The 21286-nt window shown below is 68.9% G+C and carries 17 protein-coding genes; 15 read left to right on the top strand and 2 right to left on the bottom strand.

The window, feature by feature from the left end:
• Nucleotides 1-21: 21 nt before the first annotated feature.
• The 10 genes from BOX17_RS01300 (at nt 22) to BOX17_RS01255 (ending at nt 9703) form a co-directional block, all read left to right on the top strand.
• Nucleotides 22-735: a sigma-E factor negative regulatory protein gene (locus BOX17_RS01300; RefSeq protein ID WP_071941696.1), complete on the top strand. Its 714-nt coding sequence runs from the start codon at nt 22-24 to the stop codon at nt 733-735.
• Nucleotides 736-791: 56 nt separating this feature from the next.
• The gene (locus BOX17_RS01295; protein ID WP_244272283.1) at nt 792-1742 is read left to right on the top strand and encodes a MucB/RseB C-terminal domain-containing protein; all 951 of its coding nucleotides are present in this window, start codon (nt 792-794) and stop codon (nt 1740-1742) included.
• Nucleotides 1743-1819: 77 nt separating this feature from the next.
• A complete protein-coding gene (locus BOX17_RS01290; RefSeq protein WP_071941694.1) occupies nt 1820-3229 on the top strand; it encodes a DegQ family serine endoprotease in 1410 nt (469 codons plus the stop codon).
• 178 nt (nt 3230-3407) lie between these two features.
• Nucleotides 3408-5225, top strand: a complete 1818-nt coding sequence (gene lepA, locus BOX17_RS01285; RefSeq protein WP_071941693.1) for a translation elongation factor 4 — start codon at nt 3408-3410, stop codon at nt 5223-5225.
• A gap of 14 nt (nt 5226-5239) precedes the next feature.
• On the top strand, nt 5240-6043 hold the full coding sequence (gene lepB, locus BOX17_RS01280; protein WP_071941692.1) for a signal peptidase I: 804 nt from the start codon (nt 5240-5242) through the stop codon (nt 6041-6043).
• Between the two features lie 84 nt (nt 6044-6127).
• The gene (gene rnc, locus BOX17_RS01275) at nt 6128-6832 is read left to right on the top strand and encodes a ribonuclease III (protein WP_071941691.1); all 705 of its coding nucleotides are present in this window, start codon (nt 6128-6130) and stop codon (nt 6830-6832) included.
• Nucleotides 6829-7728 (top strand): GTPase Era, encoded by a 900-nt coding sequence (gene era, locus BOX17_RS01270; RefSeq protein ID WP_071941690.1) that lies wholly within the window; start codon nt 6829-6831, stop codon nt 7726-7728. Before rnc ends, era begins: the two co-directional genes overlap by 4 nt.
• Before the next feature lie 15 nt (nt 7729-7743).
• The gene (gene recO / locus BOX17_RS01265; protein ID WP_071941689.1) at nt 7744-8445 is read left to right on the top strand and encodes a DNA repair protein RecO; all 702 of its coding nucleotides are present in this window, start codon (nt 7744-7746) and stop codon (nt 8443-8445) included.
• A gap of 74 nt (nt 8446-8519) precedes the next feature.
• Nucleotides 8520-9329, top strand: a complete 810-nt coding sequence (pdxJ, locus tag BOX17_RS01260) for a pyridoxine 5'-phosphate synthase (protein ID WP_071941688.1) — start codon at nt 8520-8522, stop codon at nt 9327-9329.
• Nucleotides 9326-9703, top strand: a complete 378-nt coding sequence (locus BOX17_RS01255; protein WP_071941687.1) for a holo-ACP synthase — start codon at nt 9326-9328, stop codon at nt 9701-9703. The genes pdxJ and BOX17_RS01255 overlap by 4 nt, the downstream gene beginning before the upstream one ends.
• Here BOX17_RS01255 and BOX17_RS01250 read toward each other — a convergent pair.
• A complete protein-coding gene (locus tag BOX17_RS01250; RefSeq protein ID WP_071941686.1) occupies nt 9643-12357 on the bottom strand; it encodes an ATP-binding protein in 2715 nt (904 codons plus the stop codon). The two genes, BOX17_RS01255 and BOX17_RS01250, sit on opposite strands and share 61 nt — an antisense overlap.
• A 118-nt stretch (nt 12358-12475) precedes the next feature.
• Here BOX17_RS01250 and cysM point away from each other — a divergent pair, with 118 nt between their 5' ends.
• The 5 genes from cysM to ppc are packed head-to-tail and all read left to right on the top strand — an operon-like array spanning nt 12476 to nt 20608.
• On the top strand, nt 12476-13372 hold the full coding sequence (cysM, locus tag BOX17_RS01245) for a cysteine synthase CysM (protein ID WP_071941685.1): 897 nt from the start codon (nt 12476-12478) through the stop codon (nt 13370-13372).
• 1 nt (nt 13373) lies between these two features.
• On the top strand, nt 13374-14822 hold the full coding sequence (locus tag BOX17_RS01240; RefSeq protein WP_071941684.1) for a TRAM domain-containing protein: 1449 nt from the start codon (nt 13374-13376) through the stop codon (nt 14820-14822).
• Nucleotides 14815-17091: a GTP diphosphokinase gene (gene relA, locus BOX17_RS01235; RefSeq protein WP_071941683.1), complete on the top strand. Its 2277-nt coding sequence runs from the start codon at nt 14815-14817 to the stop codon at nt 17089-17091. Before BOX17_RS01240 ends, relA begins: the two co-directional genes overlap by 8 nt.
• A complete protein-coding gene (gene mazG / locus BOX17_RS01230) occupies nt 17088-17963 on the top strand; it encodes a nucleoside triphosphate pyrophosphohydrolase (protein ID WP_071941682.1) in 876 nt (291 codons plus the stop codon). The genes relA and mazG overlap by 4 nt, the downstream gene beginning before the upstream one ends.
• Nucleotides 17960-20608: a phosphoenolpyruvate carboxylase gene (ppc, locus tag BOX17_RS01225; RefSeq protein WP_071941681.1), complete on the top strand. Its 2649-nt coding sequence runs from the start codon at nt 17960-17962 to the stop codon at nt 20606-20608. Before mazG ends, ppc begins: the two co-directional genes overlap by 4 nt.
• 86 nt (nt 20609-20694) lie before the next feature.
• On the opposite strand, the gene BOX17_RS01220 is transcribed toward ppc, so the two are convergent.
• Nucleotides 20695-21273, bottom strand: a complete 579-nt coding sequence (locus BOX17_RS01220) for a hypothetical protein (protein ID WP_071941680.1) — start codon at nt 21271-21273, stop codon at nt 20695-20697.
• Nucleotides 21274-21286 lie beyond the last annotated feature (13 nt).

Genomic DNA, 21286 nt, shown 5'->3' with positions numbered 1-21286 from the left:
GTCGAGTGTGAGGTATCAATAATGAGTCAGAACGCACGGGAATCGCTTTCTGCCCTGATGGACAACGAAGGGGATGAGCTGGAGCTGCGTCGGGTGCTGAAGTCACTGGACGATTCCCCGGACGCGGCCGACACCTGGCGGCGTTACCATCTCATGCGTAGCCTGATGCGACGGGAGCCGGAGATCGATGTCGCCACCGACCTCTCGGCCGGCATCATGGCTAGGATCGAGCAGGAGCCGCTGCCGCAGGTCGAGGCCAGCGAGGCGCCGGGTCGTTCCATGTCACTGGCTCGCGGCGCCGGTATCGCCGCCGCCGTGTCCTTGATGGTCATCACCGGCGTGCAGTTCTATTCCGGCGGCACCGGGCAGGTGCCGGCCGACCTGGCGTCCCAGGCGCCGTCACAGCCCCTGTCGAGTGCAGAGCTCCAGGCGAGCCCGGCCGCCCTCGGCGGTAACGAGCTTGCCGCCTCGCGCCCCGATAACCGTCCCTCGCTGGCCGACCTGCCGTTGTTCCAGACGCCGTCCGGCAACGGACGTGGCCTGATGACGGTGGGCGCTGGCGTCGATTCGCCGCTGGTTCTCTCCCCGCGGCAGTCCGCCCGGATCAACCAGCAGCAGGCCCAGCTGCTGCAGTCCTACCTGGACCGTCATGCCGAGGGAGCGGCCTACGGCAGCGTCGACACCTGGATGCCGCTGCTGCGTGCCTCCGGCAGCGAGTCGCTGGGCCAGCGCTGATGCGCTTGGGTCTTACGGCCCGCGGGTTCGGAAAGTGTCTGGCCATCGGCCTGTTGGTGCTGTCAACCGGGACCGCGGCCCAGTCGCCGTCGGCGGATGAGGCGAAGGACGAGCGTTTCGACTGCATGGCCCTGGCCGAGCTGGAGACGCCCGAGACCCCTCGGGCGTGGCTGGAGCGAAGCCTCTGGGCCAATCACTGCTACACCTTCCAGGCGCGCGCCGTGCGCATCGGTAGTGACGGCGTCCGTTCGCTGGCGCTCTCCCACGATGTCGTGGAGGGCGTCGAGCGAGAGGTGGCGCGTTTCCTGGATGGCCCGCCGGTGGTCTTCGAGCGCCGCGGGCGCATCGGCCGTCTGAGCTGGTCCGAGGACGACTCGACGCCGCCGGCCTCTCCCGCGGGGGTCGCCGAGCACCTCGAGGGACTCTACCGCCTGCAGCTCAGCGGCGAGGAACGTCTCGCCAACCGCAACGCCTTGCGCCTGGACATCGAACCCCTGGATGGCCTGCGCTATGGCCATCGCTTCTGGCTGGACACGGCCACGGGCCTGCCGCTGAAGCAGATCCTGCTGGACGAGCAGGGGCGTGTGGTGGAGACCTTCCAGATCACCCAGCTTCACCAGCCCCGGCTTTATCAGGGGTCGATCGACCTCGATCGTCACCGGCCTCCGCCCGACGATCCCTGGCACCCCACCTGGTTGCCCGAGGGCTTCATGCCCAAGCCCGTGAAGACTCGCAGCCCTCGCCAGGGCGATGACATCGGCCACCGGGTCTATAGCGACGGCCTGGCAACCCTCAGCCTGTTCGTCGAACCCGTGACTGGCACGGATCAGCTGATTCCCGGCCTGCATCGCCTCGGCGTGTCCCATGCCGCCGTGCGCCACCGCGAGCTGGGCGGCCAGCTCCGTCAGGTGGTGGTGATGGGCGAGTTGCCTCCGGGGGTGCTGATTCGCGTGGCCGATTCGGTGGAGTGGCAGGATGTCGCATCCGGGGATGACACCTCGCCCTGAGCGGAACCTTTTGACGCGAATACGGCACGAAGGAGCACACGCTGTCCTTCCATCGCTTGTCGACGCAGGAGCCTTTCATGAAACGCATGATGCGACATCTTTCCCTCGGCATGTTGCTCGCCACGGCACTTCTGGCCGCGCAGTCGGCCGTGGCACGCGACCTGCCGGACTTCACCGAGCTGGTCGAACAGGCCGCCCCGGGGGTGGTCAACATCTCCACCACCCGGATGGTGGAAGGACGTGGGTCCGTCCACGATTTCGGTGGCCAGGAGATCCCCGAGATCTTTCGCCATTTCTTCGGTGATCGTCTTCCCACGCCCCCCGGAGGAGGGCAGGGGCGCAGCGAGGAGCGTCAGTCGCTGGGGTCGGGCTTCATCATCGATGAGGACGGCTACATCATGACCAATGCCCACGTGGTTGACGGGGCCGACGAGATCGTGGTGCGTCTCAATGATCGCCGCGAGCTCCAGGCGGAGCTGGTGGGCGCCGACGCCAAGACCGACATCGCCGTGCTCAAGGTCGATGCCGACAACCTGCCGACCCTGGCCCTCGGGAACTCCGACGACCTGCGCGTTGGCCAGTGGGTGGCGGCCATCGGGTCTCCCTTCGGCTTCGACCACTCGGTGACCGCCGGCATCGTCAGTGCTATCGATCGCACGCTGCCGCGCGATGCCTATGTGCCCTTCATCCAGACCGACGTGGCCATCAACCCGGGCAACTCCGGCGGCCCGCTGTTCAACCTCGATGGCGAGGTGATCGGCGTCAACTCGCAGATCCTGACCCGTAGCGGCGGCTACATGGGGCTCTCCTTCGCGATCCCGATCAACGTCGCCATGGGCGTGGCCGACCAGCTGCAGGATGACGGCCAGGTCAGCCGGGGCTGGCTCGGAGTGATGATCCAGCCGGTCTCCCGCGACCTGGCAGAGTCCTTCGGCATGGACACCGCCGAGGGAGCGCTGATTGCCGACCTCGATCCCGAGGGCCCAGCGGCACGCGGTGGGCTCCAGGCCGGGGACGTGATCCTCTCGGTGAACGGTCACGCGGTGGACCAGTCCAGCACCCTGCCGCGGCTGATCGGCCAGACCTCTCCGGGCAGCGAGGTAGAGCTGACGCTGCTGCGTGACGGCGAGCGTCGTCAGCAGACCGTGACCCTCGGCGAATGGCCCGATGCGCCGGGCCAGACCGCCAGCCAGGACGAGCAGCCGACCCGCCTGGGCGTCGCCGTGATGCCCCTGCAGGAGGGCGAGCGCGAGCAGCTGGGCATCGAGAACGGCGTTCGCATCGTCGAAATTGACCCGGCCGGCGCCGCCGCCTCGGCGGGCCTGCGGGCCGGCGACATTCTGGTCAGCATCGACCATCGCACCGTGGAGAGCCCCGACCAGCTCGCCACCCTGGTGGCCGATCTCCCCGAGGACCGTGCGGTGCCCGTGCGCCTCTACCGCGACGGCCGCTCGATGTTCGTGGCCATGCGGCTTTCCCGCGACTGATCGGGCCCTCCGGGGCTCCGCCGTGACCGCGACCCGACGGCTGCCGCCGTCGGGTCGCTGTATCTGACAGGCGCATCCCGCTACAATGGCGACCATTCCGATCAGAGCCCGCCAGCCGACCGCATCGTGATCCGTCGGGTCGGTCGTGGCCCGACACCCACAAGGCAGAATCGACTCGATGTCCCAAGACGCAACCTCCGCCCCCCTCAAGCACATCCGCAACTTCTCGATCATCGCGCATATCGACCACGGCAAGTCGACCCTGGCCGACCGGCTGATCCAGACCTGCGGAGGCCTGACCGAGCGTGAGCTCAAGGAGCAGGTGCTCGACTCCATGGACCTCGAGCGCGAGCGCGGCATCACCATCAAGGCGCAGTCGGTGACGCTGGACTACCATGCCGAGGACGGCAACACCTACCAGCTCAACTTCATCGACACCCCCGGCCACGTGGACTTCTCCTATGAGGTCTCCCGCTCGCTGTATGCCTGTGAGGGGGCCCTGCTGGTGGTGGATGCCGGCCAGGGCGTCGAGGCCCAGTCGGTGGCCAACTGCTATACCGCCATCGAGCAGGGGCTCGAGGTGCTGCCGGTGCTCAACAAGATGGACCTGCCCCAGGCCGACCCGGACAAGGTCGCCCACGAGATCGAGGAGATCATCGGCCTGGACGCCACGGACGCCTGCCAGGTCTCGGCCAAGAGCGGGATGGGCATCGAGGCGCTGCTCGAGCGCCTGGTGCGCGACATTCCGCCCCCCAAGGGTGACCCCGAGGGTCCCCTCCAGGCGCTGATCATCGACTCCTGGTTCGACAACTACCTGGGCGTGGTCTCGCTGGTGCGGATCTTCGACGGCACCCTCAAGAAGGGCGAGAAGATCCGCATCAAGTCCACCGGGCGTGACTGGCAGGCCAACGAGGTGGGGATCTTCACGCCCTTGCGCAAGGAGACCGGCGTCCTGCGTGCCGGCGAGGTGGGCTTCATCGTGGCCGGGATCAAGGAGATCCAGGGGGCCCCGGTGGGGGACACCATCACCCATACCAAGACGCCGGACGTCGCCCGCCTGCCCGGCTTCCAGAAGGTCAAGCCGCAGGTCTACGCCGGGATGTTCCCGGTGAGCGCCGACGACTACGAGGACTTCCGCGACGCCCTGGAGAAGCTGGCGCTCAACGATGCCTCGCTGGACTACGAGCCGGAGAACTCCGACGCCCTGGGCTTCGGCTTCCGGGTCGGCTTCCTCGGCACCCTGCACATGGAGATCGTCCAGGAGCGCCTCGAGCGCGAGTACGACCTGGACCTGCTCACCACGGCGCCCACCGTGGTCTACGAGCTGGCCATGAAGAACGGCGAGGTCATCTACGTCGCCAACCCCTCCAAGCTGCCCGACATGGCCGACGTCGAGGAGATGCGCGAGCCTATCGTGCGCGCCAGCATCCTGGTGCCCCAGGACTTCGTGGGCAACGTCATCACCGAGTGCGAGCAGCGCCGCGGCACCCAGCTCGACATGCAGTTCCTCGGCAGCCAGATCCAGCTCACCTACGAGCTGCCCATGAGTGAAGTGGTGATGGACTTCTTCGATCGCCTGAAGTCGATCTCCAAGGGCTATGCCTCGCTGGAGTACAACTTCGAGCGCTTCCAGGAGGCCAAGCTGGTGCGCCTGGACGTGCTGATCAACGGCGATCGCGTCGATGCCCTGGCGGTGATCATCCATCGTGACCACGCCCACAGCCGGGGGCGCCAGCTGGTCGAGAAGATGAAGGAGCTGATCCCGCGTCAGATGTTCGACGTGGCCATCCAGGCCGCCATCGGCGGGCAGGTGGTGGCGCGCTCCACCGTCAAGGCACTGCGCAAGAACGTCACCGCCAAGTGCTACGGCGGCGACGTGAGTCGCAAGAAGAAGCTGCTCGAGAAGCAGAAGGCGGGCAAGAAGCGCATGAAGCAGGTCGGCCGGGTGGAGATTCCCCAGGATGCCTTCCTCGCCGTGCTCAGGGTCAATGACTAAGGACGGATAACCGCATGGACTTCTCTCTGATGCTGGTGGTGGCGGTGGCCGTCACCGGAGTGATCTGGCTGCTCGATCTGCTCTGGTGGCGTCCCGCGCGCCGGCAGCGACTGGCCACGGCCGAGTCCGGCACCACCGAGGGGCTCGATGAGCGGGCCCGCCAGAAGGCGCTCAAGGAACCCTGGCCGGTGGACTATGCCCGCTCCTTCTTCCCGGTGCTGCTGGTGGTGCTGGTGCTCAGGAGCTTCGTGGTCGAGCCGTTCCAGATCCCCTCCGGGTCGATGCGTCCGACCCTAGAGATCGGCGACTTCATCCTGGTCAACAAGTTTGCCTATGGCCTGCGGCTGCCGGTGATCAACACCCGGTTCGTCGAGGTCGACGACCCGGAGCAGGGGGACGTCATGGTCTTCCGCTTTCCCGACGAGCCCTCCGTGAACTTCATCAAGCGAGTCGTGGGCCTGCCCGGTGACCGGATTCGCTACGAGGACAAGCAGCTCTTCGTCAACGGCGAGGCGGTCCCCAAGCGGCTGCTCCAGGCGGGGCCCGCCAAGGCGCCCACCGAGCTGCTGATGGCCGAGCAACTGGGCGAGGGGGAGCACGGTATCTACAATAATCCCCGAGATCCCGGCCCCCAGGTGCGCGAGCTGGTGGTGCCGGAAGGGCACTACTTCATGATGGGCGACAACCGCGACCACTCCAACGACAGCCGCTACTGGGGCTTCGTCCCGGAAGAGAACATCGTCGGCAAGGCCTTCGCCGTCTGGATGCACTGGAACGGTGGCCTGCCGAGCTTCACCAGCGTGCGCCGCATCCACTAGGGCGGGCTCGCCTGACGGGTCGGGCCACTTGCCTGGCCCGTCGACAGAACACTCATCCTCGACATCGATTTTTTCAGGAGCGCCGTGAGCAACTCCCTTAACGCCTTCAGCCGCCGCATCGGCCATACGTTCGCGGACCCCGGTCTGCTCGAACTGGCCATGACGCATCGCAGCTACGGCGGCCAGAACAACGAACGCCTCGAGTTTCTCGGTGATTCGATCGTCAACTTCGTCATCGCCGAGGCGCTCTTCCTGCGCTTTCCCCAGGCCAGGGAAGGCCAGCTGTCACGGCTGCGCGCGCGCCTGGTCAAGGGCAAGACCCTGGCCGAGCTGGCCCGGGAGATGGCCTTCGGCGAATGCCTGCTGCTCGGCTCCGGCGAGATGAAGAGCGGGGGACACCGCCGCGACTCGATCCTCGCCGATGCCGTCGAGGCCGTGCTCGGGGCGATCTACCTCGATGCCGGCATGGAGACGGCCCGGGCCCGGGTGCTCTCCTGGTACGCCGAGCGCCTGGAGGCCATCAGCCTCGACGATACCCAGAAGGATCCCAAGACCCGCCTGCAGGAGTTCCTGCAGTCACGCCAGGTGTCCCTGCCGCGCTACGAGGTGACCTCGGTGGAGGGGGAGGCGCATGCCCAGACCTTCACCGTCGAGTGTCACGTCGAGGTGCTCGAGGAGCATACTCGAGGCATCGGCTCGAGCCGGCGCCATGCCGAGCAGCAGGCCGCCGAACAGGCCCTGTCCCGGCTCGAACCGACCAAGTCCCACGGCACGGGAGGCTGCCCATGACCACCACCTGCGGTTTCGTGGCCATCGTCGGCCGTCCCAACGTCGGCAAGTCGACGCTGATGAACCGGATCCTCGGCCAGAAGATCTCCATCACCTCGCGACGCCCCCAGACTACGCGCCACCAGGTGATGGGGATCAAGACCGAGGGCGAGGCTCAGTTCATCTACGTCGATACCCCCGGCATCCACATCATGGCGAAGGATCGCAACAAGGCGATCAACCGCTTCATGAACCAGGCCGCCGTCCAGGCTCTGCGCGACGTGGACTGCGTCGTGTTCATCATCGACCGTACCCGCTGGAGCGACGAGGACCAGGTTGTGCTGCAGCGCCTGGAGAACGTCGAGGCGCCGGTGATCCTGGCCGTCAACAAGGTTGACCGGCTGCAGGACAAGGCCAGCCTGCTGCCGTGGCTGGAGCAGGTCGGGGCGCGGCGCGACTTCGCGGCCATCGTGCCGATCTCTGCCAAGCACGGCACCAACGTGCCCGAGCTCGAGGCCGAGGTCGCCAAGCACCTGCCCGAGAGCGTGCACTACTTCCCCGAGGACCAGGTCACCGACAAGAGCCAGCGTTTCCTGGCCGCGGAGCTGGTGCGCGAGAAGGTGATGCGCCAGCTCGGGGACGAGCTGCCCTACCAGATGACCGTCGAGATCGAGGAGTTCCGTGACGAGGGGCGGGTGGTGCATATCAGCGCCCTGATCCTGGTCGAGCGGGCGGGGCAGAAGAAGATTCTGATCGGTGAGAACGGCGAACGGATCAAGAACATCGGTCGCGAGGCGCGTCTGGACATGGAGCGGGCGCTGGGCGCCAAGGTGATGCTCAACCTCTGGGTCAAGGTCAAGCGTGGCTGGTCCGATGACGAGCGGGCCCTGAAGAGCCTGGGCTACGACCTGGACTGACGCCATGAGGCCGAGATGACGCCCGAACCGGCCTTCCTGCTGCACAAGCGCCCCTATCGCGAGACCAGCGCCCTGGTCGAGCTCCTGACCCTCCACCATGGCCGCGTGCGGGCGGTGGCCCAGGGGGTGCAGCGTCCGGGCAGCCGGTCTCGCGGCAGGCTGCAGCCCTTCGCCCCGATGCATGTCACCTGGGTCGGCGAGGGCGAGCTCAAGCGCCTGCGGCTCATGGAGGCGCGCGGCAGCGCGGCGCTGCTCGCCGGCGAAGGGCTGCTGTGCGGGCTCTATGCCAACGAGCTGCTGACCCGGGTGCTGCCGGTGGAATTCCCCGTCGCCGAGACCTTTGCCTTCTACACCGCCATGCTGGAGGAGCTGCCGCGACCCGACGGGCGGGCCGCGGCGCTGCGTCGCCTCGAGGTGGCGGTGCTCGAGGCGCTGGATGCCCTGCCGCGCTTCACCGATCCCGAGGGCGGCGAGCTCGACCCCCAGTGTCGCTATGAGCTCGAGCCCGGCTCGCGGGCCTTCGTGCCCGCCGAGGGCGGCATCGACGGTCGCACCCTGAGGCTGCTGGCCCGAGGAGGGTGGGGCGAGCCGGGACTCGCCGGGCCCGCGAAGGCGGTGACCCGCCGTGCCCTGGCGCCCCTGCTCGGCTCGCGGCCTCTGCGCTCCAGGGAGCTCATGCGCGAGCTGGCCGGGCGGCGACGGCCCCCTCACACTTGATCCTGATCTTCACGTTTTAACCCCTAAGCCCTTAAGCCCTTAAGCCCCTAAGCCCTTCAGCCAGGAGAGTCTGCATGCACCCCCCGCGCATCCTGCTCGGCGTCAACATCGACCACATCGCCACCCTTCGCCAGGCCCGGGGGACCCGCTACCCCGACCCCGTCCAGGCGGCTCTGCTCGCCGAGGAGGCGGGCGCCGACGGCATCACCGTGCACCTGCGCGAGGACCGCCGCCATATCCAGGAGCGCGACGTGCGCCTGCTGGCCGAGGTACTCAACACCCGCATGAACCTCGAGATGGCCGTCACCGAGGAGATGCTCCGCCTGGCCGAGGAGGTGCGTCCCGCCCACGTCTGCCTGGTGCCGGAGAAGCGCGAGGAGTTGACCACCGAGGGCGGGCTCGATGTGGCCGGCAACCTCGAGGCCATCGGCGAGGCCTGTCGTCGGCTGGCGGCAGCGGGCTGCGAGGTCTCGCTGTTCATCGACCCGGAGCCCGGGCAGGTCGCCGCCGCGGCGAAGGCTGGTGCCCCGGTGATCGAGCTGCATACCGGTGCCTATGCCGAGGTCACGGGGCCGGCCGCCCGTCATGAGCACGCGCGGCTCGCCGCGGCCGCCGAGATGGCCCTCGAGCTGGGCCTCACCGTGAATGCCGGCCATGGCCTGAACTACCACAACGTCGAGGCCGTGGCCGCGCTGCCCGGTATTCATGAGCTCAACATCGGCCATGCGATCATCGCCCGGGCGCTCTTCGTGGGCCTGAAGGAGGCCGTGGCAGAGATGAAGCGGCTGGCCATCGCCGGCCAGGAGGCCGGCCTGCTGGCGGCCCTCGACGAGCATGACCATGACCACGATCATCATGACGGGGAGGCGGCCGGCAGCCGATGATCATCGGAATCGGGACCGATATCGCCCGGGTGGCCCGCTTCGAACGGGCGATGGGACGTCACGGCGAGCGCTTCCCCCGGCGACTGCTCGGTGAACTCGAGCACGCGCGCTTCCGTGACGAGGTGATGCCGGCGGCCTTCCTGGCCAAGCGCTTCGCGGCCAAGGAGGCCTTCGTCAAGGCCCTGGGAACGGGGCTGCGTCGCGGCATGCGCTGGAGCGAGATCCAGGTGACCAACGATGCCCTGGGGCGTCCCTCACTGGTGCTCTCCGGCAAGGCTCAGGAGCTGGCCGAGGCGGCCGGCGTGCGCTCCCTTCACCTGTCGCTCTCCGACGAGGACGCCCTGGCCGTGGCCTTCGTCGTGCTCGAGGGCTGAGCGGCCCGCCAGCGGCGCAGGTCGGCCATGGCGGCATAGAGGTCCGGCAGCAGCGGCGCCACGGCGGGCATGCCGCGTGACCTCAGGCGCGTCTCCAGGGTCTCCGCCAGCAGTCCCAGGCGCGGGGTGCCGCAGTAGCGGCATGCGCCGTTGAGGGCATGCAGGGCATCCAGCAGGGCCTCGTCGTCGGCCCGGCCGATGGCCTTCCGGATGGCCTGCTCGCTGTCCGTCAGGGAATCGGCCAGCTGCTCCAGCAGTTCCCGGGCGAGCGGCTCGCGTCCGCCGGCCAGGCGGGTACCCATCTCCAGGTCGACCACCGCCAGCTCCTGATCCTCGCTCGGTGCGCCGTCGGTGCCCTCGCGCGTCCCGTCCTCGGTCTGGTGCTGCGGCAGCGAGAGGCCCAGTGTCTCCTCGAGCAGCCGGGCCAGGCGCCGCGGCTCCAGCGGCTTGACCAGGACATCGTTGAACCCGCCCTCGTGCATCAGGCGTTGCTGGTCGCCCTGGACATGGGCGGTGACGGCGATGATCGGCACCCGGCGCCAGTCCCCGCCGAGTCGTCTCAGCGCCCGGGCCGTCTCCAGGCCATCCATGCCGGCCATCCGGATGTCCATCAGCACCAGGTCGAAGTCCCGCCGATGGGCCAGGGACAGCGCCTCCGTGCCGCTCGAGACCAGGGTGACCGTGACCCCCGAGCCCGCCAGCAGCTCGCGCAGCAGCAACCGGTTGGACTCGGTGTCGTCGACGACCAGCAGCCGCGCCGGCGTCGTCGACGGTGCCGGAAGGGCCCGTGGCGTCCCGGGCAGGAGGCGGCCCATGGCCTCGGACAGGGCCATGCGGGAGATCGGCTTGGCGATCACTTCGCCGCCATGGGGCAGGGGCAGGGCGGGGAGGTCGGGTGGGCCGGCGTTGACCAGCAGCAGGGCGGGGCACCCCCACTCGTCGAGGCGTTGCCGACAGGCGGCGAGCCCCTCCTCGCCGAGGTCGTCGGTGTCGAGCGCCGCCACGACCAGAGAGGGCCGGGTGTCGGCGGTGGCCTGGGACGCCCTGACGACCCGGGCCCCCCAGCGGGTCATCAGGTGCTCGAGCGCCCGGCGGGTCGGACGGTGGGATTCATCGAGCACGATGGTATCGCCGGGCAGGCGAAGCTCGGGGGCGCGTTCGACCGCCGCGTGGCCGGCCAGCGGCAGGGTGAAGGAGAAGGTCGAGCCCACGCCCGGCGCGCTCTCGACGGAGATCTCGCCGCCCATCTGTTCGACCAGCTGGCGACAGATGGCGAGCCCGAGGCCCGTGCCGCCGAATTCCCGCGAGTGGCTGATGTCGGCCTGGTGGAAGGCCTGGAACAGGCGCTGGTGGGCCTCGTCGGTCATGCCCATGCCGGTATCGCTGATGCTGACTCGCAGGATCACCCGGTCGGCCACGGCCTGTTCCAGCATGACGCGCACGATCACCTCGCCCCGGTCGGTGAACTTGATGGCGTTGTGGACCAGGTTGGTGATGACCTGACGGACCCGCATGGGGTCGCCCTGGAGGTCGGCCGGGACGTCGTCATAGACCAGGCCGAGCAGCTGGAGGTCCTTCTGCTGGGCCAGCGGTGCCTGAAGGCCCAGCACCTCGTCGACCAGGGTGACCATGTCCAGCGGCAAGGTCTCCAGCTCGACCCGTCCGGCCTCCAGCTTCGAGAAGTCGAGGACGTCGTTGACCAGCATCAGCAGGTTGTCACAGGCCCGCTGCACATGATCCAGCCATTCGCGCTGGCGGGGGTCCAGTCTCGAGCGCCCGAGCAGGCGGCAGAAGCCGACGATGCCGTTGAGGGGCGTGCGGATCTCGTGGCTCATGTTGGCCAGGAACTCCGACTTGATGCGACTGGCCTCCAGCGCCCGCCGATGGGCGATGTCCAGCTCGATGTTCTGGACCTCGATGGTCTCCATGGACTCCTGGAGTTCGCCGGTGGCCTGCTCGATCTGGGCCTGCATGTCGTCCCGGGCCGTCGCCAGGTGCTCGGCGAGGGCATTGACGCGCCGGGCCACTACCGCGAGTTCCGGCGAGTCCGCCGGGGTCAGTCGGCCCGGCACCACCCCGTAGGCGAGACGTTCCATGGCGCGATCGGCATCCTCCAGGGGCTGGGTCACCCGCCGTGTGGCGGAGAGGCCGGCCAGCAACAGCAGCAGGCCGGCGAGCATCAGCACCAGTCCGGCAATGGCCATCAGGCGATAGTGCGCGAGCAGCAGGGGCGTGGTGTCGACGTCCAGGGTCAGCCAGGCCGGCGTCGGCCTGCCGCGCGTCAGCGGAAACTGCAGCCACCACTGCTGGTCGTGCTCCAGCAGGCGTGTGGCCGCGCGCTCCGGCGGTGCCGGCAGGTCGCCCGGCCTGCCGAGCGCGAGGCGGGATGCCCCCTGGCCCTCCCGGACACTCAGCGCACGGACATGGGGCATCGCCAGCAGGCGCTCGGCCAGTCGCGACAGCGCCGGGTCGTCACCCGCTGCCAGGGCCTCGCCCAGGGTCGGGGCGAGCAGCTCGGCGCCCTGGGTCAGGGTCTCGCGCAGCGCCGCCCGGCGCTGCTGGTCCTCGAGGGCCACGGTCACGCCAGCCAGCAGGGTCATCAGCAGCATCGGCAGGCCGAGGATCGACAGCATCAGGCGCGTCTTGAGGGACATCGGCGGGCTCGTCGGACGATGAATCTGCCTCCAGTATGCCACAGCGCGGGCGGATGCCTGTCCTGTGTGGAGCGGCAGGGATATAATGCCGAAAAGACGTTTCCATCAGGAAGGTTACATGCATTTCCCCACTCTCGAGGAGACCGTCGGTCATACACCGCTGGTCCGTCTCAAGCGCATCACCGCCGGGCGCGGCAATACCCTGCTGGCCAAGCTGGAAGGCAACAATCCCGCCGGGTCGGTCAAGGACCGGCCGGCGCTCTCCATGATCCAGCAGGCCGAGGCCCGGGGCGAGATCGTGCCCGGTGACACCCTGGTCGAGGCGACCTCCGGGAACACCGGCATAGCCCTGGCCATGGCGGCCGCCATCAAGGGCTACCGCATGGTGATGATCATGCCGGAAAGCGCCTCCGCCGAGCGCAAGCAGGCCATGGCGGCCTACGGGGCCGAGCTGATCGAGGTGAGCAAGGAGGGCGGCATGGAGGAGGCCCGTGACCTGGCCGAGGCCATGGTCGCCCGCGGGGAGGGCAAGCCGCTGAACCAGTTCGCCAACCCCGACAATCCCCTGGCCCACTACCGCACCACCGGCCCGGAGCTGTGGGAGCAGACCGGCGGCACCATCACCCACTTCGTCTGCTCCATGGGCACCACCGGCACCATCATGGGCGTGTCGCGCTACCTCAAGGAGCGCAACCCCGAGGTGCAGATCATCGGCCTGCAGCCCGAGGACGGGGCCAGTATCGCCGGCATCCGGCGCTGGCCGCCGGAGTACCTCCCGAGCATCTTCGATGCCAGTCGCGTCGATCGGGTCCTGGACATCGGCCAGCATGAGGCCGAGGAACACATGCGTCGTCTGGCCCGGGAGGAGGGCATCCTGGCCGGCGTCTCGTCCGGCGGTGCGCTCGCCGGCGCGCTGCGGATCGCCGCCGAGGTCGAGAACGCGGTGATCGCCTTCATCGTCTGTGATCGCGGCGACCGCTACCTGTCCACCGGCCTGTTCGCCCCGGAGCGCTGACATGGCCATGCTGGGCAAGCGCCGACCGAAACGTGCGCCGTCGGGCGTCTCGGGGCTGCAGGGACGCCAGGCCGACACCCGCCATGCGCCCGCGCCACCCCCGGAGCAGGATGTCCTGGAGATCCACGGGCTCGCCCATGACGGGCGGGGCGTGGCGCGCGCCGCCCAGGGGAAGACGGTGTTCGTCGAGGGCGCCCTTCCGGGCGAGCGTGTGAGGGTCGCCGTGCATCGCACCCGCAAGCGCTTCGACGAGGCGCACGTCCGGGAGGTGCTGACGCCCTCGCCGGAGCGCGTCGAGCCGCCCTGTCCCCACTTCGGTCGCTGCGGCGGCTGCGATCTCCAGCACCTCGCCCTGCCGGCACAGCGGCGCCACAAGAGTGCCGTGCTGGAGGAGCTGCTGGGACGCCAGGGCATCACGCTGGCGTCCCCTCCCGAGCTGCTGGCCGGGGCGGGCGAGGGCTATCGCCGCCGTGCCCGCCTGGGCGTCAAGGTCGACGCCGATGGCCAGGTGCATCTCGGGTTTCGTGCGCGTCACACCCACCGCCTCGTCGACATCGAGGCCTGCACCGTGCTGGTGCCGGCCCTGGCGGCGCAGCTGGTGCCCCTGCACCTCCAGCTGGCAGAACTCGAGGCGCCTCGCCAGGTGGGGCATCTCGAGCTGCTCGAGTGCGATCAGGGGGTCGTGCTGGTGGTGCGTCAGCTGCGTGACCATACCGGCGACACCCGCCGCTGGCAGGCCTTCGCCGAGCGCCAGGGGGTCCACCTGGCCCGCTGGCTCGGCCGCGACGCCCCCGACCTCGAATGGCTGACGCCCATGCCGTCACTCACCTGTCGGGTGCCGGGGCCGGCCGGGGAGATCGCGCTGGGCGTCGCGCCCGGCGACTTCCTCCAGGCCAATGCCGAGGTCAACTGCCTGATGGTCGGGGCTGCCCTGTCCTGGCTCGCCCCGTACGTCGATGACGCGCGCCTGCTCGACCTCTTTGCCGGCGTCGGCAACTTCAGCCTGCCGCTGGCCGAGGCCGGCGCCCGGGTCACCGCGGCGGAAGGCAGCCCCGCCATGGTCGAGCGGCTGGCGGAGAATGCCCGGGCCACGTCACCGGGGCGGGGCCCGGGGGTCGAGGCGCGCCAGGCGGACCTCGCCGCCCCGGCGGCCGTGCACGAGCTGCTGGCGTCCACGCGTCCGGAGGTGGTGGTGCTGGACCCACCACGGGAGGGTGCCGAGTCGGTCAGCCGCGCCCTTCAGGAACATCCGGTGCCCCGGGTGCTCTACATCTCCTGTGATCCGGCGACTCTGGCGAGGGATGCGGCACATCTTGTGCATGGTGGATACCGGATCGTGCGCGCGGCGGTGGCCGACATGTTCGTGCACACCTCTCACCTGGAATCGATGCTGCTGTTCGAGTACACGGGCTCGGCGCGGCACCCCCAAGGAGCGCCAACCGATGGTTAAAGTGCGTGAGGATCAGCCGTTGACCCAGGACGGGACGGTCGACATCGACCAGTGGCTGACGCGCCTGCAGGACGACGTGAAACTGCGTGACGTCGAGGAGATGCGGCAGGCCTGCGAGCTCGCCCAGCACCTGGAACTTGCCTCCGACCGGCCCCACAAGGCCTGGCTGAAGGATGGCTCGAGCTTTCGCATGGGGCTCGAGATGGCCGACATTCTCGGTGAGCTCAAGCTCGACCAGCCGGCGCTGGAGGCCGCGGTACTCTACCGGGCGGTGCGCGAACGGCTGATTGGCCTCGGGGAGGTCGAGAAGCGCTTCGGTCACGAGGTCGCCCGGCTGATCGACGGCGTCCTGCAGATGGCCGCCATCAGCACCTTCCAGGCGCCCAGTCAGGGCTTGATCCAGCATGACCAGCAGGACAACCTGCGCAAGATGCTGGTCAACCTGATCGATGACGTGCGCGTCGCCCTGATCAAGATCGCCGAGCGCACCTGCGCGCTGCGCCAGGTGCGCGATGCCCCGCGCGAGAAGCGCCTGCAGGTGGCCCGGGAGGTCTTCGACATCTATGCCCCCCTGGCGCATCGCCTGGGCATCGGACAGCTCAAGTGGGAGCTCGAGGACCTCTCCTTCCGCTACCTGCACGAGGAAGAGTACAAGACCATCGCCCGGCAGCTGGCCGAGAAGCGCCTGGACCGGGACCGCTACATCACCGAGGTGGTGGAGACCCTCAAGTCTCTGATGTCGGCCCAGGGGATCAGCCGCTACCAGGTCGATGGCCGCGCCAAGCACATTTACTCGATCTGGCGGAAGATGAAGCGCAAGCGCATCGACTTCTCCCAGGTCCACGACATCCGGGCGGTACGCATCCTGGTGCCCGAGGTGACCGACTGCTACACGGTGCTGGGCATCGTCCACTCGCGCTGGCATCACGTGCCCAACGAGTTCGACGACTACATCGCCAATCCCAAGAAGAATGGCTACCAGTCGCTGCACACCGCGGTGCTCGGCCCGGAGAACAAGGTGCTGGAGATCCAGATCCGCACCTTCGCCATGCACGAGGAGGCCGAACTCGGGGTCTGTGCGCACTGGCGCTACAAGGGTCACGATACCAGCGCGCGAAGCGCCAGCTACGAGGAGAAGATCGCCTGGCTGCGCCAGGTGCTGGAGTGGCACGAGGAGGTCGGCGACTTCGGCGACCTGCGCGAGGGGCTGACCAGCGACGTGGCCCCGGACCGTATCTATGTCTTCACGCCGGATGGCCACGTCATCGACCTGCCGCGGGTCGCCACGCCCATCGACTTCGCCTATCGGGTGCATACCGAGGTCGGGCATCGCTGCCGGGGGGCCAAGGTCAACGGGCGCATCGTGCCGCTCACCTACCGGCTCAAGACCGGCCAGCAGGTGGAGATCCTCACCGCCAGCAAGGGGGGGCCGAGTCGCGACTGGCTCAATCCCAACCTGGGCTATGTGCGCACCTCCCGGGCCCGCGCCAAGATCCAGTCCTGGTTCAAGCTCCAGGCCCGCGATCGCAACCTCGAGGAGGGCCGGGCGCTGTTCGAACGCGAGATGAAGCGGCTCGATATCGAGGACATGAACCTCACTCGCCTGGCCAACAAGGTCAACTATCCCACCCCGGACGACATGTATGCCGCCCTGGGGGCCGGGGACCTGCGCATCGGGCAGGTGCTGCACCAGGCGCAGCAGCTGTTCGGCGAGAGCGATGACCAGGAGCAGCTCGACCGCCTGCTGGCCAAGCCGCGCAAGGCCCCCGGCAAGGGCGCCGGCAGCGACATCACCGTGCTCGGCGTGGGCAACCTGAAGACCAGCATGGCCAACTGCTGCCACCCGGTGCCCGGCGAGCCCATCGTCGGCTTCATCACCCAGGGGCGCGGGGTCACCGTGCATCGTCAGGACTGCCCCAACATTCTCCAGCTGCGCCTCGACGAGCCCCAGCGGATCATCGAGGTGGAGTGGGGGGAGCGCGCCCGGACCCAGTACCCGGTGGACATCGAGGTCCAGGCCTGGGACCGCTCGGGCCTGCTGCGCGACGTCACCGGCGTGCTCAGCAACGACCGCGTCAACGTACTGTCCGTCAATACCCTCACCGACACCGACGACGGCATCGCCCGCATGTCCATCACCGTCGAGGTCGACGGCCTGGAGACCCTGGGGCGGCTCTTCTCGCGCATCCAGCAGCTGCCCAACGTCATCGAGGTGCGTCGCCTGCGCAGCGGCGGAAAGAAGGGCAAGGGAAAGAGGAGGGCCACATGAGCGATCCCCGCCACGAGCTGGACCAGCTGCTGGAGCTGATGGCCGTGCTGCGCGACCCCGTCCAGGGCTGCCCCTGGGACGTCAGGCAGGACTGGGACTCCATCGTGCCCCACACCCTCGAGGAGGCCTACGAGGTGGCCGACGCCATCGAGCGGCGCGCCTGGGACGAGCTGCCCGGCGAACTCGGCGACCTGCTTTTCCAGGTGGTCTACTACAGCCAGTTCGCGGCCGAGGAGGGGCGCTTCGACTTCCATGACGTGGTGCACACCCTCACCGACAAGATGCTGCACCGCCACCCCCACGTCTTCCCCGACGGGACCCTGGCCTCGCGACGCGAGGGCGTCAGCGCCGCCGAGGTGGAGACGCAGCAGGTGCACTCCCGCTGGGAGTCCCTCAAGGCCGAGGAGCGCGCGGAGCGAGCCCGCCACGAGGCCGAGGCCCATTCGGTGCTGGACGACGTGCCCGGGACCCTGCCGGCGCTCTCCCGGGCCGCCAAGCTCTCCAAGCGGGCCGCCCGGGTCGGCTTCGACTGGCCCGACGCCCGAGGCGTGCTGGCCAAGATCCGCGAGGAGCTCGACGAGGTCGAGCAGGCCCTGGCCGAGGATGACCGCCAGCATGCCGCGGAGGAGGTGGGCGACCTGCTGTTCGCCGTCACCAATCTGGCGCGTACCCTCAAGGCCGATCCCGAGCAGTGCCTTCGCCACACCAATGCCAAGTTCGAGCGGCGCTTTCGCCATGTGGAGGCGGCCCTCGACGCCGAGGGCGTGCCGCTGCGCGAGGCCGGCCTCGAGGCGATGGAGCGACACTGGCAGTCGGCCAAGCGTCACGACACCCCCCTCAAGGAATTGCCTCAAGGAGAGACCCGGCCATGAGCCATGACCTGCATGAATCGCTGCGTGACAATGTCCGTATCCTGGGCGACAGCCTCGGGCGCACCATCGCCGATGACCTGGGTCCGGGGTTCGTCGACCGCATCGAGGCCATCCGCAGCTTCGCCAAGCGCGGCCGCCAGGGTGAGCACGGCAGCCAGCGCGAGCTGATCGAGTACCTGCGCAAGCTGCCGGACCGCGACCTGCTGCCGGTCACCCGCGCCTTCAACCAGTTCCTCAACCTGGCCAACATCGCGGAGCAGCACTACCGGGCGCGCTTTCGCCGGGTGGAGGACTACCGGCCCGGGACCCAGCCGGTGCTGTCCGAGCTGCTCGAGCGGGCAAGGGGCGCCGGCCACTCGCCGCGCAAGCTGGTCGAGAGCCTCGCCGGCATGCGCGTCGAGCTGGTGCTCACCGCCCATCCCACCGAGGTCATCCGGCGCACCCTGATCCAGAAGTACGACGCCATCGACGACTGCCTGACCGCCATCGAGTCCTCCACCGACTACCCGGAGCGCGGCGTGCGCGCCCAGGGGCGGTTGGAGGAGCTGATCAGCCAGGCCTGGCACACCGACGAGATCCGTCACGAGCGGCCGACCCCAGTGGACGAGGCCAAGTGGGGCTTCGCGGTCATCGAGAACTCCCTGTGGCAGGCCGTGCCCGATTTCCATCGCGACCTCGACAACCTGCTGCTGGAGACCGCCGGCGAGCGCCTGCCGCTGGATGCCGCGCCGATCCGCTTCGCCTCCTGGATGGGCGGCGACCGCGACGGCAATCCCAACGTCACGGCCAAGGTGACCCGGGAAGTGCTGCTGCTGGGCCGCTGGATGGCCGCTGACCTCTACCTGCGGGACCTGGAGCAGCTCAAGGCCGAGCTCTCCATGTGGAAGGCCAACAGCGCCCTCAGGGCCGAGGTGGGCGAGGTGGCCGAGCCGTATCGCGAGTTGCTCAAGCGCCTGGTGACTCGCGTCGAGGCGACGCGGGACTGGGCCAAGGCCGAGCTGGATGGCCGCAGCGTCGATGACGGCCCCATCATCGAGACCCGCGACCAGCTCTATGCTCCCCTGCTGGCCTGCTACCGGTCGCTGTGCGACGTGGGCCTGGACACCATCGCCAACGGCGTGCTGCTCGATACCCTGCGGCGCGTCGCCGTGTTCGGCGTGACCCTGACAAAGCTCGACCTGCGCCAGGAGGCCAGTCGCCATGCCCAGGTGATGGAGGAGCTCACCGACGGCCTGGCACTCGGCCACTACCGCGACTGGGACGAGGCGCAGCGCCAGGAGTTCCTGCTCGCCGAACTGGCGTCCCGGCGTCCGCTGATCCCCAGGCGCTGGGAGTGCTCGTCGGAGTCCCGGGAGGTCATCGACACCTTTCGCGTCATCGCCTCCGAGCATCGCGAGGCGCTCGGGACCTACATCATCTCCATGGCCGCCAAGCCCTCCGACGTGCTGGCCGTGGCCCTGCTGATGAAGGAGGTGGGCGGCACGGTCAGCCTGCCCATCGCCCCCCTGTTCGAGACCCTCGACGACCTCGACCACGCCGGCGAGGTCATTGACCACCTGCTGTCGCTGCCGGGCTATCGCGCCCTGGCGGGCGACAGTCAGGAGGTGATGATCGGCTACTCGGATTCCGCCAAGGACGCCGGCCAGCTGGCCGCCGCCTGGGCCCAGTATCGGGCTCAGGAAACCCTGGTGGAGATCTGCCAACGCCATGGCGTCGACCTGACGCTCTTCCACGGTCGCGGCGGCACCGTGGGTCGCGGCGGCGGCCCGGCCCACGCGGCCATCCTCTCCCAGCCGCCAGGGTCGGTGAACGGCAGCCTGCGGGTCACTGAGCAGGGCGAGATGATCCGCTTCAAGTTCGGTCAGCCGGAGATCGCCCTGCGCTCCATGGAGATCTATGCCTGCGCGGTGCTCGAGGCGAGCCTGCTGCCGCCGCCGGCGCCGCGGGCGGAGTGGCGCAGGGAAATGGACCACCTGGCCGAGGTGGCCCATCGCGCTTACGTGGGCGTGGTGCGCGAGGACCCGGATTTCGTCCCCTACTTCCGTTCGGTGACCCCGGAGGGGGCGCTGGGTCGCCTGCCGCTGGGGTCACGGCCCACCAAACGGCGCCAGGACGGCGGGGTGGAGACCCTGCGGGCCATTCCATGGATCTTCGCCTGGACCCAGACCCGCCTGATGCTCCCGGCCTGGCTGGGCAGCGGCGAGGCATTCAGCGAGCGCATGCAGGAGCCGGGCGGCCTCGAGCTGCTCCGGGAGATGCGCGAGCAGTGGCCCTTCTTCGGCACCTACCTGGACATGCTGGAGATGCTTCTGGCCAAGGCCGACGTCGACATCGCCGCCTACTACGAGCACCGCCTGGTGGACGAGCCGGCCCTGAAGGCGCTGGGGGAGCGGCTGCGGAAGCGCTTCATGCGGCTCCAGGACGCGGTGTTGCAGGTGCTCGACCAGCAGGAACTGCTGCAGGAGACGCCGCTGATCCGTCAGGCAATCGACGTGCGCAATCCCTACATCGATCCGCTGCATGGCCTCCAGGCCGAGCTGCTGCAGCGCAACCGCGACGCCGACGGGGCCATCAGCGCGGACCTCTCCCGGGCCCTGATGGTCACCATGGCGGGCATCGCGGCCGGGCTACGCAATACCGGCTGAGGCCTTCCCGTCCGGCGGGTCCCGCCAGGAAACGACATCGCCCCGGCCAATCGGCCGGGGCGATGTCGTGGAAGGGAGCGTCGGGCTCAGAAGGGGTAGTGAATTGATGCGGTCATCAGGTTGAGGTGGTCCAGGGCCGGGGCGTCGATTGCCTCGTACTCCAGGCGGCTGACCAGGTTTCGCATCTGCAGCCGGGCACCGAAGCCCGAGATCCTGGCCGTGCCGCGACTCCCCTGGGCCTGGTCGTTCAGGGCCACGGGATCGCCGTACCACTCCGCCAGGCCCGACTTGGCATAGAGGCCGAGCGGGCCGAGGCGCACGCCCGCCAGCAGGCTGCCGCCCAGGCTGGTGGTGTCGAGGATCTGCCGGCCACTCTCGCCGGCGACCGGCACGTCGTCGCTGTGCCGGTAGCTGAACTCGGCGGCCAGGTCGAGGCGTGGCAGGGTCCGGGGGGTGAAGCCGGCGGTGAGGCGAAAGCCGGAGGTGAAGCCATCCGGGCTCTCGACGTCGTCTCCCTGGACGATCATGCCATTGTCGAGCAGCACTAGGGGCTCGGCGATGCCGCCGTAGGCGGGCGTCTCCGGCCCGACGTCGGCCTGGCAGGGCAGGGAAACGGCCGCCAGGAGGGCAGCCAGGGCGATGAAATGACGAGAATCCGGTTGCATGGTTTCCGACCTT

Origin of the sequence: Halomonas aestuarii, assembly GCF_001886615.1 — a bacterium.
Lineage (GTDB): Bacteria > Pseudomonadota > Gammaproteobacteria > Pseudomonadales > Halomonadaceae > Halomonas > Halomonas aestuarii.
Note: the sequence above shows the minus strand (reverse complement) of the source record. Positions and strands in the feature narration are given on the sequence as shown.

Coding starts and splice junctions, on each gene's coding strand:
- BOX17_RS01290 (WP_071941694.1), top strand. CDS start 1,820: ATGAAACGCATGATGCGACATCTTTCCCTCGGCATGTTGCTCGCCACG.
- BOX17_RS01255 (WP_071941687.1), top strand. CDS start 9,326: ATGATCATCGGAATCGGGACCGATATCGCCCGGGTGGCCCGCTTCGAA.
- ppc (WP_071941681.1), top strand. CDS start 17,960: ATGAGCCATGACCTGCATGAATCGCTGCGTGACAATGTCCGTATCCTG.
- era (WP_071941690.1), top strand. CDS start 6,829: ATGACCACCACCTGCGGTTTCGTGGCCATCGTCGGCCGTCCCAACGTC.
- BOX17_RS01300 (WP_071941696.1), top strand. CDS start 22: ATGAGTCAGAACGCACGGGAATCGCTTTCTGCCCTGATGGACAACGAA.
- BOX17_RS01240 (WP_071941684.1), top strand. CDS start 13,374: ATGGCCATGCTGGGCAAGCGCCGACCGAAACGTGCGCCGTCGGGCGTC.
- recO (WP_071941689.1), top strand. CDS start 7,744: ATGACGCCCGAACCGGCCTTCCTGCTGCACAAGCGCCCCTATCGCGAG.
- relA (WP_071941683.1), top strand. CDS start 14,815: ATGGTTAAAGTGCGTGAGGATCAGCCGTTGACCCAGGACGGGACGGTC.
- BOX17_RS01220 (WP_071941680.1), bottom strand. CDS start 21,273: ATGCAACCGGATTCTCGTCATTTCATCGCCCTGGCTGCCCTCCTGGCG.
- mazG (WP_071941682.1), top strand. CDS start 17,088: ATGAGCGATCCCCGCCACGAGCTGGACCAGCTGCTGGAGCTGATGGCC.
- pdxJ (WP_071941688.1), top strand. CDS start 8,520: ATGCACCCCCCGCGCATCCTGCTCGGCGTCAACATCGACCACATCGCC.
- cysM (WP_071941685.1), top strand. CDS start 12,476: ATGCATTTCCCCACTCTCGAGGAGACCGTCGGTCATACACCGCTGGTC.
- BOX17_RS01250 (WP_071941686.1), bottom strand. CDS start 12,357: ATGTCCCTCAAGACGCGCCTGATGCTGTCGATCCTCGGCCTGCCGATG.
- lepA (WP_071941693.1), top strand. CDS start 3,408: ATGTCCCAAGACGCAACCTCCGCCCCCCTCAAGCACATCCGCAACTTC.
- lepB (WP_071941692.1), top strand. CDS start 5,240: ATGGACTTCTCTCTGATGCTGGTGGTGGCGGTGGCCGTCACCGGAGTG.